This is a genomic window from Mesorhizobium sp. CA16 (assembly GCF_020165175.1).
In the GTDB taxonomy this organism is placed as follows: domain Bacteria; phylum Pseudomonadota; class Alphaproteobacteria; order Rhizobiales; family Rhizobiaceae; genus Mesorhizobium.
Genome location: NZ_JAIUHP010000008.1, coordinates 137315 through 151970, shown reverse-complemented (window position 1 = coordinate 151970; position 14656 = coordinate 137315). Strand labels below are relative to the sequence as shown.

Annotated in this window: 12 protein-coding genes; 11 read left to right on the top strand and 1 reads right to left on the bottom strand. The window is 65.5% G+C overall.

What is annotated here, in order from left to right:
* Nucleotides 1–9 precede the first annotated feature (9 nt).
* Nucleotides 10–747: a ribonuclease activity regulator RraA gene (locus LB525_RS13880; RefSeq protein ID WP_224523595.1), complete on the top strand. Its 738-nt coding sequence runs from the start codon at nt 10–12 to the stop codon at nt 745–747.
* 83 nt (nt 748–830) lie between these two features.
* Here LB525_RS13880 and tssH read toward each other — a convergent pair whose 3' ends face one another.
* Nucleotides 831–3665: a type VI secretion system ATPase TssH gene (gene tssH, locus LB525_RS13875; RefSeq protein WP_224545035.1), complete on the bottom strand. Its 2835-nt coding sequence runs from the start codon at nt 3663–3665 to the stop codon at nt 831–833.
* Nucleotides 3666–3998: 333 nt separating this feature from the next.
* Between tssH and tssA the strand changes: the two genes are divergently transcribed.
* The 10 genes from tssA to tssK are packed head-to-tail and all read left to right on the top strand — an operon-like array spanning nt 3999 to nt 14654.
* A complete protein-coding gene (gene tssA / locus LB525_RS13870) occupies nt 3999–5171 on the top strand; it encodes a type VI secretion system protein TssA (RefSeq protein ID WP_224545034.1) in 1173 nt (390 codons plus the stop codon).
* A gap of 6 nt (nt 5172–5177) precedes the next feature.
* Nucleotides 5178–5714, top strand: coding sequence for a type VI secretion system contractile sheath small subunit (tssB, locus tag LB525_RS13865; RefSeq protein WP_095765809.1), 537 nt, complete (start codon nt 5178–5180; stop codon nt 5712–5714).
* A 3-nt stretch (nt 5715–5717) separates the two neighbouring features.
* Complete coding sequence (gene tssC / locus LB525_RS13860; protein ID WP_042638543.1) at nt 5718–7223, top strand: type VI secretion system contractile sheath large subunit; 1506 nt, start codon at nt 5718–5720, stop codon at nt 7221–7223.
* 45 nt (nt 7224–7268) lie between these two features.
* Nucleotides 7269–7745, top strand: a complete 477-nt coding sequence (locus LB525_RS13855; protein WP_095765810.1) for an Hcp family type VI secretion system effector — start codon at nt 7269–7271, stop codon at nt 7743–7745.
* The gene (gene tssE, locus LB525_RS13850) at nt 7732–8484 is read left to right on the top strand and encodes a type VI secretion system baseplate subunit TssE (RefSeq protein WP_224545033.1); all 753 of its coding nucleotides are present in this window, start codon (nt 7732–7734) and stop codon (nt 8482–8484) included. The genes LB525_RS13855 and tssE overlap by 14 nt, the downstream gene beginning before the upstream one ends.
* A gap of 1 nt (nt 8485) precedes the next feature.
* The gene (gene tssF / locus LB525_RS13845) at nt 8486–10360 is read left to right on the top strand and encodes a type VI secretion system baseplate subunit TssF (protein ID WP_224545032.1); all 1875 of its coding nucleotides are present in this window, start codon (nt 8486–8488) and stop codon (nt 10358–10360) included.
* Nucleotides 10324–11388 (top strand): type VI secretion system baseplate subunit TssG, encoded by a 1065-nt coding sequence (gene tssG, locus LB525_RS13840; protein ID WP_224545031.1) that lies wholly within the window; start codon nt 10324–10326, stop codon nt 11386–11388. Before tssF ends, tssG begins: the two co-directional genes overlap by 37 nt.
* A complete protein-coding gene (gene tagH, locus LB525_RS13835) occupies nt 11388–12827 on the top strand; it encodes a type VI secretion system-associated FHA domain protein TagH (protein WP_224545030.1) in 1440 nt (479 codons plus the stop codon). The genes tssG and tagH overlap by 1 nt, the downstream gene beginning before the upstream one ends.
* A gap of 4 nt (nt 12828–12831) precedes the next feature.
* Entirely contained in the window at nt 12832–13284 is a 453-nt protein-coding gene (gene tssJ, locus LB525_RS13830) for a type VI secretion system lipoprotein TssJ (protein ID WP_095765815.1), read from the top strand.
* A 35-nt stretch (nt 13285–13319) separates the two neighbouring features.
* Nucleotides 13320–14654, top strand: a complete 1335-nt coding sequence (tssK, locus tag LB525_RS13825) for a type VI secretion system baseplate subunit TssK (protein ID WP_095765816.1) — start codon at nt 13320–13322, stop codon at nt 14652–14654.
* The last annotated feature ends 2 nt before the right edge of the window (nt 14655–14656 follow it).

The window sequence follows — 14656 nt, the reverse complement described above, 5'->3', positions numbered from 1 at the left end:
AGTTCGACAATGACGCATATTTCCGACATCACGCGTCCGCCCAAGGACCTGATCGACGCGCTGAAAGAGATCGGCGCCGCGACGGTTGCCGGCACGCTCGGTCACATGGGCTTCCGCAGTCCGCATATGGTCGGCCCGGTGGCCCAGAACCATGGGAAGTCGATCGTCGGGCCGGCGCTGACGCTGCAATTCCTGCCGCAACGGCCGGACCTGTTCGACGAGGGAGAATATACCGATCCGGAAACGCAACTGCACCGGCATGTGCTCTATCATGCGCAGGAGGGCGACGTGGTCGTGGTCGACGCCCGCGGCGACATGAGCTCGGGCGTCTTCGGCGATATGATGTCGACCTATTTCAAGGGCAGAGGTGGCGCCGGCATCGTCATCGATGGATGCATGCGCGACCGGCCCAATGTCGAAAAGCTCGATCTGCCGCTATGGCTGCGCGGCTGGACGCCAAACTATCATGTGCAGACCAGCATCTATCCCAATGCGGTCAACGTCCCGATTGCTTGCGGCGGCGTGACGGTGATCCCCGGCGACATCATCGTCGCCGACGATGACGGCGCGGTGGTGGTTCCCGTCGCAATGGCCGCCAAGGTCATCGAGGAGGCTCAGAAACACCACGATTGGGAAGAGTTTTCACGCGAGAAGCTGATGCAGGGCGCTCCGTTGCAACGCTACTATCCGCTGCACGACGATGCCCGCGCAGAGTATGAGGAATGGCGCAGGTCAAGACGCCTTTAAGTTGGCAAGCGGGCCTCCCGGCCCGGCGGCGCAAGGCATCGACCATCCGGTCGCGCAAAGGCGGCTTCCCTCGCTATGAAGGCCTATTCGAACGAATAGGTAAATCCTTCCGGCGACGCGCCGACGATGACTTTCGCCATCTTCTTGCCCTCGAGCGAGCGGTTGAGGACGCCGCGGCTGAGTTCCGGCAGCAGCGTGTTGGTGAGGATGGCGTCGATCATGCGGCCGCCGGATTCGATCTCCGTGCAGCGCGCCTTGACCAGGTCCATGACGCCGTCGCCGATCACCAGCTCGGCATCGTTGGTATCCTTGAGGCGCTTGGCGATCTTGCCGAACTGGTGACGGGCGATCGCCTCGATCATGGAATCCGACAACGGGTAATAGGGTATCGTGACGACGCGGCCTAGGAAGGCGGCCGGGAAGACCTTCAGCAGCGGGGCGCGCAGCGCGGTATCGAGATCGTCGATGCCGGTCCGCACCGTGCCGTTCTTCGTGCGATCCATGATGACGTCGGATCCGACATTCGAGGTGAGCAGGATCAGCGTGTTCTTGAAGTCGATGCGGCGACCTTCGCTGTCGTCCATCATGCCCTTGTCGAAGACCTGGAAGAAGATCTCGTGCACGTCGGGATGCGCCTTCTCGACCTCGTCGAGCAGGATCACCGAATAGGGTTTCCTGCGCACCGCCTCGGTCAGGATGCCTCCCTTGCCGTAGCCGACATAGCCGGGCGGCGCGCCCTTGAGTGTCGAGACGGTGTGCGCCTCCTGGAACTCCGACATGTTGATCGAGATCAGGTTCTGCTCGCCGCCATAAAGCGTTTCGGCAAGCGCCAGCGCGGTCTCGGTCTTGCCGACGCCGGAGGGGCCGCAAAGCAGGAAGACGCCGACCGGCTTTTCCGGCGCGCCGAGGCCGGCGCGGCTGGTCTGCACGCGTCTGGCGATCATCTCCATGGCATGATCCTGGCCAACGACGCGCTCGGACAGGGTCGCGGCGAGCCTGAGCGCCTTTTCGGTCTGGCTGGACAGCATGCGTCCGGTCGGGATGCCGGTCCAGTCCTGCACCACGGCGGCGACCGCATTGCGGGCGACCGACGGCAGGATGAGCGGCGTCTCGCCTTGCGCCGCGGCAAGCTCGGCCATCAGTTCGCGCAGCCGCGCCAGGTTGGCAGCGGCTTCGTCTGCCGGCTCGGCGGACACTGCTTCGGCCTTCGCAGCCTTGGCGTTCGTGGCCTCGGCATTCCTGGTCTCGGCAGCCTTGCCGTCGCCAGTCTTGCTCTCGCCGATCTTGCTCTCGGGCGCCGTTTGCTCAGGCGCCTTTGCCGCGCCCTCCGCGCTCTCGGCCTCCGCAGTGACCTCATCGTCCGCCGCATCGAGCGGCACGCCCTCGCCGCGCAATTTTGCGCGCAGGTCGAGTATTTCGGCCACCAAGGCCTTTTCCCGGTCCCAGCGCGCCTGGGCGGCGGCCAAAGCGGTCTCGGTTTCCGCCAGCCCGGCGTCGACACGGGCCTGCCGGTCGGCGACGTCGATGCCGATCGCGGCTTCGCGGCCGATGATGCCGCTCTCGACCTCGAGCGCCTGGCGGCGGCGCAGGATGTCCTCGACCTCGGCCGGCGTCGCATGCTGCGAGACCGCGACGCGGGCGCAGGCGGTGTCGAGCAGGCTGACCGCCTTGTCCGGCAATTGCCTGGCCGGGATGTAGCGGTGCGAGAGCGAGACCGCGGCCTCGATCGCCTCGTCCAGGATCTGCACCTTGTGGTGCTGCTCCAGCACGCCGGCAACGCCGCGCAACATCAGCACGGCCACCGCTTCCGAGGGCTCGTCGATCTTGACCACCTGGAAACGGCGGGTGAGCGCCGGGTCCTTCTCGATATGCTGCTTGTACTCGGCCCAGGTCGTGGCCGCGATGGTGCGAAGCTCGCCGCGCGCCAATGCCGGTTTCAAGAGGTTGGCGGCATCGCCGGTGCCGGCCGCGCCGCCGGCGCCGATCAGCGTATGCGCCTCGTCGATGAAGAGGATGATCGGCACCTCTGAGGCCTGGACCTCGTCGATGACCGCCTTCAGCCGCTTCTCGAACTCGCCCTTGACGCTGGCGCCGGCCTGCATCAGCCCGACATCGAGCATGCGCACGCTGACATTCTGCAGCGTCGGCGGCACGTCGCCCTGGGCGATCCGCAGCGCAAAACCCTCGACGACCGCGGTCTTGCCGACGCCGGCCTCGCCAGTCAGGATCGGGTTGTTTTGCCGACGGCGCATGAGGATATCGACGATCTGCCTTATTTCCGGGTCGCGGCCGACGACAGGGTCGATCTTGCCGTCGCGGGCGCGCTGGGTGAGGTCGGTGGCGTATTTCGCCAGCGCCGAATCCCCGCCCGGACCGCGCTTCACCGGCGTCTCCGCAGCGCGCTCGGCGGGCGGTGAGCCGGCCTCGAGCGAGCCTTCGGTGACGTCGGCGAAGCGGGAGATAACCCCATCGGTGTCGATCTTGTCGAATTCGGCGCTGATCTTGGAGACCAGGCCTTCCAGCACCGGCGTCTTCAGGCAGGCAAGCAGGATATGGGCGCTGCGCACTTCCTCGACGCCGAACTCCAGCGTCGCAAGGTTCCATCCTTCCTGGATGGCGTGGAAGATGTGGTCGGAGAATTCCTCCACCGAGGTGGCGCCGTAGGGCAGCTTGTCGATGGCTCGGGTCATGTCGGCCGTCAGCCGGCTGGCATCCAGTCCGGCGTCGGCGATGATCATCTGCACATCCGAGCGCTCTGACAGCACCAGCTGCTGGATGAAATGGACAAGCTCGACATAAGGATTGCCGCGCAGCTTGGCCGTGTCGGCCGCGGCCTTGAAGGCGCGCACCCCGGTGGCGTTCAGCTTGGCGACCAGTTCCTTACGCTTGAAGCTCTGCGATGACCGGCGCTGTTCCATCGAACCTGCTCCCGCAACCTGCCGACCGTACCCTGCCATATAAGCGGCTGCTTGACAAAGCCGCATGCTGGATAGGGTTTTTTGACTCTATCCGGGCGGCACCGCCCGGTTACACAAGCCTTGCAAACTCGTGGCCAACAAACACGATTGCTGTCCAGGCTATGCGAGCCATTTCACATACCGGGTCCGGCAATCGCGCAATGGGTTTCGCCGAAGAGAACGGTCGCGTTTAGCTTCCGTTAGTTTTTGCGCAGGTGCTCAATTGTCGTCGCGCGAAGCCGGTGATAACGTTACGTTACATAGGGGTCTCAGGGCCGCTGGCTGGGGGTTGGTGTGATTGATCTCGCACTCTGGCTGAATCCTCTGAACGGTGAGAATCCGTCGGGAGAGGACTTGCGCAACGACCCGGCCTTTCATGAGCTGGAGCGCCTGGCCGAGCCTCAGCTCAAAGTTGTCCATGACGGTAACAGCAAGCCCACCTCGCAACCCAGTCCTGTCGACTGGGCGGCGGTGCTCGAAAAGGCCGAAGAGTTGCGCGCCCGCGGCCGGGACCTGCGCCTGCTGGTCATCGTCGCGCGGGCCTTGGCCAACGAGGAAGGGCTGGCCGGCCTCGCCCAGGGCCTGACGCTGATCGCGCGAACCTTTGAGCAGTATTGGGACACCATGCACCCGTCGCTGCGGACAGGCGCGCCGCGCGATGCTGCCTTGCGGCGCATCAACGCGCTGCTCGATCTGCAGAACGGCCAGGAAGGCTTGCTGGCGAACCTCAGGCAGATGGCCTTCTTCTCCCCGCGCGCGATCGGACCGATCAGCGGCCGGGACCTCGAACAGGCTGCGCTCGACGAACGCGTCATGCTCCAGGAAGCGGCCTCTGGCCTTGGGGCCGCCGAAAAGGCGGCGCTGACGAGCGCCCACAATCAGCTGTTGAACCGCGTGCGCACCGGATGCGCGGCGCAAATCGATCAAGCAGCGGATGTGATGACCTCGCTGCTCGCCGACGCGCGGGCCGCGATCGCTGCCCTCGACGCGGTGGACGCCGCGCTCAACGCCCGCATCGACGGCCATGGCGCCACTGTCCCGGAATTGAAGAAGTTCCTGCAGCGTTTGCTGACGACGCTGGAGCGGAATTCCGGTGCCGGCGCCACGGCGAATGGTGCCGCGAAGGCCGCTCCGCAGGCGGCGGCGGAACCAGCAATGCCCGCCCGCAACGGTCATGGAGCCGAGACGATGGCAAGTGTGGCAAGCGCCGTGGAAGCGAGCACCGGTCTGCCGGACCGCATCAACTCGCGCGACGAGGTCGTCAAATGCCTCGACCTCGTGGTCGCCTTCTACGACCGCACCGAACCGTCCAGCCCCATTCCGCATCTCGCGCGGCGCGTGCGCCGGATGGTGCACATGGATTTCGTGGAACTGATGGAAGATCTCGCCCCGTCGGGGCTGAAGGAGTTCCGGCTGCTTGCCGGCGTTCCCGATCCCAAGAAGCCGGCCCAGAAGGATGAAAGGTAGAAAAGCATGCCAGCAGAGAGCAAAGCGAAGGTCATCGAAAGAAACCGCGCGCCGCGCGTGCAGATCGCCTACGACGTCGAAACCTACGGCAGCCCTACGACGATCGAACTGCCGTTCGTCATGGCCGTGATGGCCGATCTTGCCGGCGCGTCGCAGACCAAGGAAGCGTCGAAATCGGTGCTTGACCGCAACTTCGTCGAAACCGACGCCAACCGCTTCCCCAAGTTCATGGAAGCGATGGGGCCACGCGTGAAGGCGCGGGTGAAGAACACGCTGCCGCAGGCCGAGGGCCAAGAGCGTGAGGAAGAGCTCATGGTCGATCTCACCTTCTCGAAGATGGGTGACTTCGCGCCGGACAAGATCGCCGAGCAGGTCCCGCAACTGGCCGAGATCCTGAAGATGCGCCGTCAGCTCGAGGAGCTGCTGGGCTTCATGGACGGCCGCGTCGACGCCGAAAAGCGCATCGCGCAGCTTTTGAACAACGAGCCTCTGCTGAGCAAGATCGCCAGCCAGGCGATGGATGACGGCAAGGGCGAGGAGTAAGTCATGGCCGAACAGCAAAAGACCGCAGCCGCCACCGCCGAGGCGGAAGCCATCGATCTCGGCGAATTCAGCGGACTCCTTGAAAAGGATTTCAAGGTCAAGAAGGACGACAGCGAGAAGCTGCAGCAACTGGTGCGCAACCTGGCTTTGGCCGCACAGTCGCGCTCCGAGACCACAACCATATCTTCCAATGCGATCAAGTCGATCAAGTCGCTGATCGCCGGCATCGACAAGATGCTGACGACGCAGGTCAACGAGATCCTGCATGCGCCGGAAGTGCGCGAGATGGAAGGCACGTGGCGCGGCCTCTGGTACCTGATCAACAACACCGAGACCGATACCAAGCTGAAGATCCGGGTGATGAACATCTCCAAGGAGCAGCTGGCCGACACGCTCGAAGACTATGAAGGCCAGATGTGGGACCAGAGCCCGATCTTCAAGAAGGTCTACACGGACGAGTATTCAATGCTGGGCGGCGAGCCGATCGGCTGCATCATCGGCGCCTACGAGTTCTCCAACCATCCGCGCGACGTCGGCCTGCTGCGCAACATTTCCGGCGTCTGCGCCTCGGCGCACACGCCGTTCATCGCGGCCGCCTCGCCGCGGCTGTTCCGCATGGACAGCTGGCAGGAACTGCCGAACCCGCAGGACTTGCAGATGATCGTCAACAACCCGGCCTATGCCTCGTGGCAGTCGCTGCGCGAAAGCGAGGACGCCCGCTATATCGGGCTCACCATGCCGCGCGTGCTGGCGCGCTTGCCCTACGGCTCGGAAACCGTTCCGGTGAAGGGCTTCACCTTCGAGGAGGAAGTGGGCGGCGACCACAACAAATATGTCTGGATGAACGCCGCCTTCCCGATGGGAGTCAACATCAACCGCAGCCACAAGCTCTATGGCTGGGGCACGCAGATCCGCGGCGTCGAAAACGGCGGCACGGTGCTCAACCTGCCGGTGCACGCCTTTCCGACCGACGACGGGTCGATCGCGATGAAATGCCCGACCGAGGTTGCCATCGACGACCGGCGCGAGGCGGAGCTGGCGAAGCTCGGCCTGATGCCGATCCTGCACCGCAAGAATACCGACCTCGCGGCCTTCATCGGCGCGCATTCGCTGCAGGACGACGAGACGCGCGCCGGGCGCCTGGTCGATCCGGACGCGCAGGCGAACGAGAGGCTCTCCGCCAACCTGCCCTATCTGTTCCCGGTCTCGCGCTTCGCGCACTACCTCAAGGCGATTGCGCGCGACAAGATCGGCTCGTTCAAGGAACGCACCGACATGGAGATCTGGTTGACCGAATGGATCAATCGGTATGTGCTGGCCAATCCAGCCTTTGCCGATGACAAGGCGCGCGCCAAGCGCCCGCTCGCCGCGGCCGAGGTCCAGGTCGACAGCGTCGAGGGCCGGCCCGGTTACTACAATGCCCGTTTCTACCTGCGTCCGCACTACCAGCTGGAAGGCATCAACGCCTCGCTCCGGCTGGTATCGGAACTGCCGTCGGTGAAAGGCTGAAATCGTTAAGCAAAGTCATCTTGTTTGTAGCGGTGGAGAAAGACAATGCCAGAGAGAACCGATGCGCCTTCGACGAAGATCGACGGCTTCCTGAAAGTCCCGGACATCAAAGGCCCGAGCAAGCGCGACGGCCATGAAGACGAAATCGAGATCCATGGCGTCGACTATAAGATGATCGCGCCCTACGACCCGAATTCGCTCTCGCGGCGCGGCCGCGTGTCGATGGGTATGATCAAATTCATCAAGCACTACGACAAGTCGTCGCCCTATCTGAAGAAGGCACTGTTCGAGAACAAGGCGCTCGACGAGGTGGTGTTCTCGGCACGCCGCACCATCGACGGCGAGACCAGCGACTATCTGGTGGTGACGCTCACCGACGCCTCGATCATGGAATACGACATGCGGCAGGCGCACGACGAGCCAGACCTGATCGAGGAAGAAGTCAGCTTCGCTTACAAGAAGATCAAGTTCGTCTACGACAAGGACGACGAGATCGAAATGGACGTCTATGTCGGCAAGTGAGGCCAAGCGGCCTGGCTCGAAAGCGCAGCTCGCCGGCAGCTCGCGGGCAAAACGCGAGGCGGTCCAGCCCTCCCTCTGGGACCGCCTCGTCAACGATTTGCCCGGGCTGACGTCGGAGATCGATGGGCTGCGCCGCCTGCTGGATGAAGAACTCGGCGCCGAGCGCGTCGAGGCTCTTCTTGCCGGCAGCGCCCGCGTCATCGATGCCGATGCGGAATTGACGCCCGAGCAGAAACGGCGACTGCACAGGCTGGTCTTCCAGACCGAGCACCGCACCGAGATCGAAAGTCGCGGCGTGGTGGTGTCGGCGCGCGTGCTCAGGGAAGCGGTCCGGCGCGATATCGAGGCCCTGTTCAACACAGAGCGTTTCGAGTCCGTGCCGATGCTTTCCGACGCCGAGCATGAACAGCCCTTGGACGAATTGCCGCCGCTTGCCGATTTTCCGGAGGTGCGGCGCAGCGTCGTCAATTACGGCGTGCCGTCCTTTTCAGGCCGCTCGTCGCGGGATTTCGACCGCGATACTTTAGCGCGCGAGATCCGCGCGGTGCTCGCCACTTTCGAGCCGCGTCTCAAGGAAAGCGCCACGACCGTCAACGTCACGCTCGGCGACAAGACCGTCGGTCTCAAGATCGAGATCGACGCCGTGTTGATCATGACGCCGACGCCGGAACGCATGCGGCTGCGCACCACGATCAATCTCGACAACGGCCTGGCGCGAACCGAATTCCGGGAGACCTGAGATGGATCGGGTCTTCGTGGAGTATTACGAAGAGGAACTGACCCATATCCGCGCGCTGGCCGCGGAATTCGCCGACATGCATCCGGCGGTGGCCCGCAACCTTTCCCTCGACACCGTCCCGTGCCCCGATCCCTATGTCGAACGGCTGCTCGACGGCGTGGCCTTTCTTGCCGCGCGCACGCGGCTGAAGGTTGACGCGGAGCGCTCGCGCTTTTCGCGCGCCGTGCTCGACGTGCTCTATCCCGACCTTGTGACGCCGGCGCCGGCGACGGCGATGGCTGTGCTGAAACCTGGACAGCAGGTGCAATCGATGATCGCCGGCCATGCCGTGGCGCGCGGCACGCGGCTGGTTTCCGGCCTGCATCCTGGGCTCTCGACGCGCTCAACCTTCACCACCGCGCAAGAGGTGACGCTTTGGCCGATCGCGATCAATTCGGTCAGCTATTTCCAGGACCGCAGCGCACTCGCCGCCGCCGGCATCGCGCCTGTCGGCGGCGTTCGTGGCGAAGCGGCATTCCGCATAGCGCTTACCCGGACCGGAAAGGGCAAGCTCAGCGAATTGTCGCTCGACCGCCTCGATCTCTATTTCGCCGGGCGCGCCAAGGCGCCGCTCATCTTCGACGCGATCTTCGGCGCCTGTTCGGCTGTCGGCGCGCGGGCGGAAGGCAAGACCAATCCGCTCACCGCGCTGCCCGAGCCAGAAATGGTCGGGATCCACGACGATGAAGCGCTGATGCCTCGCACGCGGCCGACCTTCGAGGGATACCGGCTGCTGCGCGAATATTTCATGATCCCCGAACGCTTCCACTATGTGCGCGTTGCCGGCCTGCAGCCGGTGGTGCGCAAGTGCGATGGGGGAATAGAGATCATCTTCCTATTCCGGCGTCCGGTGCCGGAACTCGCCGATGTGACGGTGGCCGATTTCGAGCTGTTCGCGACGCCGATCATCAATCTCTTCGAACGCGAGTGCAACGTCATCGAGATCGATCCGCGCCGGACGCGCCAGGTGCTGCACGCCGACCGCACCCGGGCGCGCGACTTCGAGATCTTCCGGGTCACCCGGGTGGAAGATGCGGACGCCGAAGGCAGCGAGGCGACAATCCCTGAACTGTTCAGCCTGGGGCAGAACCGCGGCAGCGGCTGGGTCTATTCGACCGAGCGGCGCCCGCGGCGGGCCACGGAGGACGAGCGACGCGAAGGTCTGACCCGCACCTCCTACACCGGCGACGACGTCTTCCTCGCCATCTCGCGCCCGGCCGGCAGCCCGTCCAACCGGCCGCTCAAGCGGCTCGACGTAATGGCGCTCTGCACCAACCGCGACCTGCCGATCCTGGACGATACGCCGTCGCTGACGCTGGAGACCGCCGACCCGGTGGAAGCGGTACGCCTGCTCGGCGCGCTGCGGCCGCCGCAGCCGGCGATCCCGGCGGCGCTGCCGGCCGGCGCCGAAGGCGAATCCCGCGCCGACAATCTCGCCTGGCGGCTGGTGGCGCAGCTCTCGCTCAATTTCCTGAGCCTCGCCAAAGAAGGCCGCGGCGTCGATCCGCTGCATGCCTTGCTCGACCTCTATGCCGATCGCGGCGATCCTAGCCTTGCCCGCAACGTGCATTCTATCACCCGCATCGACTCGCGCCCGCTGATCGAGCGGCTCAAGATCGACGGACCGATGTGTTTCGGACGCGGCACCGAGGTGACCCTGCATGTCGATCAGTCGGTGCTGGCGGGGCAAAGCACGCTGCTGCTTTCGGCCCTGCTTGCGCGGCTGTTTGCCCGCCATGCCGGGATAAACGGTTTCGTGCGGACGCGTACGCGGCTGCTGCAGAAGCAGGAGGATGTGCCATGGCCGATGACGCCCGGCAATCGCTACCTGATCTAGCGCAGCCGGCCTCAGCCGAGGCCGAGACGCTGTCGGAGAGCTTCGACTTCTTCGAGCTGCTGCGCCGCCTGGAGCAGCGGCGCGGACTGTTCGGGCATTCCGGAACCGCGGACCGCGAACCGGCAAGGCTCGGCCAACATGTGCGACTGAGCTTCTCGGCCAGGGACGTGATCAAATTCCAGGACGCTACGGACAAGGCGCCGGCGCGGGTGACCGTCGCCAATCTTGGCCTGCTCGGGCCGGAAGGGCCGATGCCGCTGCATCTGACGCGCTGGGTGCTCGACCGGCTGTCGCAGCGCTGGTTCACCGGCGCCGGCGCCGAGCAGACCAGCGACACGACCTTCGTCGACTTCGTCAACATCCTGCAGCATCGCATGATCGCGCTCTACTACCGCGCATGGGCCGATGCGCATCCGGCGGTGCAGGTCGAACGTTCGGTCGGCGGGCGCGTGCGCGCCATGCTGGAGGCCATGGCCGGCATCGGCCTTCCCGGCACGCAGGATTCCGAACTCGATGCGGTGCGGCTGCGCCAGGCCGGGTCGCTGGCCAACCAGGTCGACGGCGCGGAGCGGCTGACGCTTTTTCTCGCCACGGCCTTCAAGGTGCCGGTTGAAATCAAGGAATTCGTCGCCGCCTGGATTACCATTCCGGTGGCGCTGCAGAGCCGCGTCGGCAAGGCCTATGCGGCGCTCGGCGGCGGGGCAACGATCGGCCCGCGCGTCTTCAGCCGGCAGAGCCGGATCGAATTGCGGGTCGGCCCGCTAAGCCTCGACGACTTCAAATCGTTCCTGCCTGGAGAACGGCGCCTTGCCCTGTTCAAGAAGGCGGTGCGCGACATGATCGGCGAAGCGCTCGACGTCGATCTGCGCATCGTGCTCGCGCGCGACGCCGTGCCTTCGCCGAAGATGGGAACCATCCAGCTCGGCCGTACCTCCTGGCTTTCGCGCCCTGTCGAAAAGGGCGACGCCGACGATCTCAGGCTGCGCACCATCGTCGGCTGGCGACCGGACATGGCGGAGGCAGCCTGATGAGCCTCCTGCTGACCCTGGAACAAGGCCCGCGCTCGCAGGTGGTCAGACAGGCCCGGCTGGACGAGGGGGAGCTGGTGATCGGCCGCAGCGCCGATGCCGGCTGGCAGATCGACGATCCGGACATGTTCGTCTCACGCGCGCACTGCAAGATCAGCGGCGGCCGCGACGGCTATTACGTCACCGACACATCGAGCAGCGGACTGTTCATCGACGATTCCGACAGCCCGCTCGGCACCGGCAGGTCGACGCGCCTGCAAAGCGGCATGCGGCTGCGCATGGGCGACTATGTGCTCCATGTCGAGGTGCAGCCCAGCGCCGGCCACACCTCGATCAGCCAGGCGCCGATCGCCAACGCCGAGCCGGCATGGTCGCCGCGATCGCGGACGCCGGCCAGCATCGGCGGCGACGACTTTTTCTCGGCCAAGGTCGAGGAAGAGCCGCTGCGGCCGCGCCCGGCCGGGCTGCCCGATCCGTTCGAGCAGCCTGTGCCCGGAGCTTACGATCGCAGTTCCAATCAGCGCAGCTCACCGGCGTTCGACGATCCGTTCAGCCTCGATCCGGTGGCGACGCCGGCCTCGAACGACGAGCCCGCCGTCGGCAGGTCGGATCCGTTCGGCTTCGGCGACATGCCGTTGCGCAGCGATATGCCCGAACCCGCGGCGAAACCGTCCGGCTTCGACGATTTCGGCTTCGGGCCGGCCGCGACGCCCGCTTCCGGCAACAGTGCCGATCCAGCTCGCCGCGTCGAAAAGGCCGCCGAGAAGCCGCAGGCCGCCCGCCCATGGGAGATGCCGGTGCGGGCCGAACCCGCTGCGCCGCCGCGTCCCGCTCCCAAACCGTCACGTTCGATGCAACCGGCGCCCAGCGACATGGCGTTGCGCGCGGCGTTCCTGCGCGGCATGGGCGTCGAGGAGGCCGATTTCCCCGGGCGCGATCCGATCGCCGAAATGGAGAAATTCGGGCGCGAGTACCGGCTGATGCTCGATGGGCTGATGCAGCTCCTGCGCAAGCGCGCCGAGGAAAAGGGCAGCGCGCGCGTCGCCCAGACCATGGTCGGCGCCTCGGAGGTCAACCCGCTCAAATTCCTGCCGACGGTCGAGGATGTCATCGTCACCATCATCGCGGAACGCAGTCCCGGCTTTCTCTCCGGCGAGGAGGCGATCGGCGACGCGGTGAAGGACCTCGCGCAGCATCACGTGCGCGCCTGGCGCGGCGTACAGGCGGCGCTGCGGCGCATGATCGACCGCTTCGATCCGGCCGCGATCGAGGAAGAGCTCAAGTCCAATTCCGCGATCGGCAATCTGCTTGCCGGCGGGCGCAATGCCAAGCTGTGGGAGCTTTACCAGAAACGCCACCGCGACATCGCCCAGAGCGCGGAATCGAGCTTCCTGGGCGAGATCGGCGCAGATTTCAGGGACGCATATGAAGAGGAGTAGGGACATGATCGACAGACGTGAATTCATCGTCGCCATCGGCGCGACGGGGCTGCTTGCGGCTTGCCAGAGCGGCCCGCCGAAACCATCGGTCATCTCGGTCAACGTGACCGGTGGCGCCGGCATGAATCCGGGACCGGGCGGCGGCGACAGGCCGGTGACCGTGCTGGTGATGCGGCTTGCCAGCACAGGCAAGTTCAACTCGGCCGATTATTTTGCGCTGCAGGGCGATGCCGGCTCGGCGCTGGGCGCCGACCTCATCGGATCGGACGCGATCTCGGTCGCTCCGGGCAAGACGGCGGCCAAGACCATCACGGTCGAACCGAACGCGACGGCGCTCGGCTTCGTCGCGCTGATCCGCGAGCCAGGCGGACGCAACTGGCGCACGACCAAGTCGGTATCGCCGGGGTCGAAATTCACCATCAACGTCAGCCTCGGCAAGGGCGGCATTTCCGCCTGACGACGAGACAGCACGGCAGTGCAGAGAGCAGTGGCATGAGCGACGCAAACAGGGTGCTGTGGTCCGAGGGACTCTTCTTGAGGACCCAGCACTTCCAGCAGCAGGACCGGTTCTTCGAGGGGATGGTGCGCGGCGCGTTGCAGGCCGGCCAGCTCCATACGTTCGGCTTCCAGCAGCTGACGCTCGACCAGTCGCTGCTCGATGCCGGCCAGGTGTCGATCGTGTCCGCCCGGGGCATCTTCCCGGACGGTACGCCCTTCTCCATCCCGGAACTGATGGACGCGCCGAAGCCGCTGCCGGTCACGGCCGACACCGGCGCCGGGCCGGTGCTGGTGGCGTTGCCGCTCGAGCCGCCCGGCGGCGTCGGCTTCGATCCGGCGCATTCCGCGTCGACGGGCGCGCGCTACCACGGCAAGATCGTTGCGGTGCGCGATGCCGTGCAGGGCGGCGCCGATCCGGAAGAGATCGAGATCGCGCGGCCGCAAGCGGTGCTGTTGGCGCCCGGCAAATCGGTTGGCGGCTATACGGCGCTGCCGGTCGCCGACATCAAAGGCGTGCGCGCCGATGGCGGCGTCTCGCTCGACCAGGCCTTCCTGCCGCCGACGCTGATCACCGGCGCCGTCCACTGGTACCGGCAATTGCTGCAGGAGGTCGTCACCGGCCTCGACCAGATCGCCGAGGCGCATGGCAAGATGGTGATGGGCGGCGCCGGCCGCAGCGTCGAGGACCTTTTGATGCTGCATCTCGCCAATGCCGCGCGGCCGCGCCTTGCGCATATGCTGGCGCAGGATGTCTTCCATCCGGCCGAGCTCTATCTTGAGCTTGCCGGCCTCGCCGGCGAGATGGCCACCTACGGCTCGAGCTCGCGGCGGCTCGGAGAGCTGCCGGCCTACGACCACATGGCGCCCGGCCCCGCCTATATGGCGCTGGCGGATGCCTTGCGTTCGCTCATCCTCAGCCTGCGCTATATCGAGCCGAAGTCGCGCGCGCTGCCGGTCATGCGGCACGCGACCAATGTCTGGAAGGTGCGCATCGACAATCCGAAACTGCTGGTCGCCAGCCGCATCGTCATCCGCGTCGGCTCCGAGCTTTCGGAAGACGCGCTGCGCAAGATCTTTGTCAACCAGGCGACGGTCGGCTCCGCCGACCAGTTCGAAGGCCTATGGAAGTCGCGCCTGCCGGGCATTCCGCTGAAACCGCTGCATTCGCAGCCGCGCGAGATCCCGTATGACGGCGACAGGCTGTGCCTGGAGCTCGACCAGAAGAGCGAGCATTGGGCCTCGCTGCTCGACGCGCCCGGCTTCGTCATCGGTGTTTCCGGTGTACTGCCGAGCGAGCCGCAGGTCGACTGCTATTCGGTGAACAGGTGAGG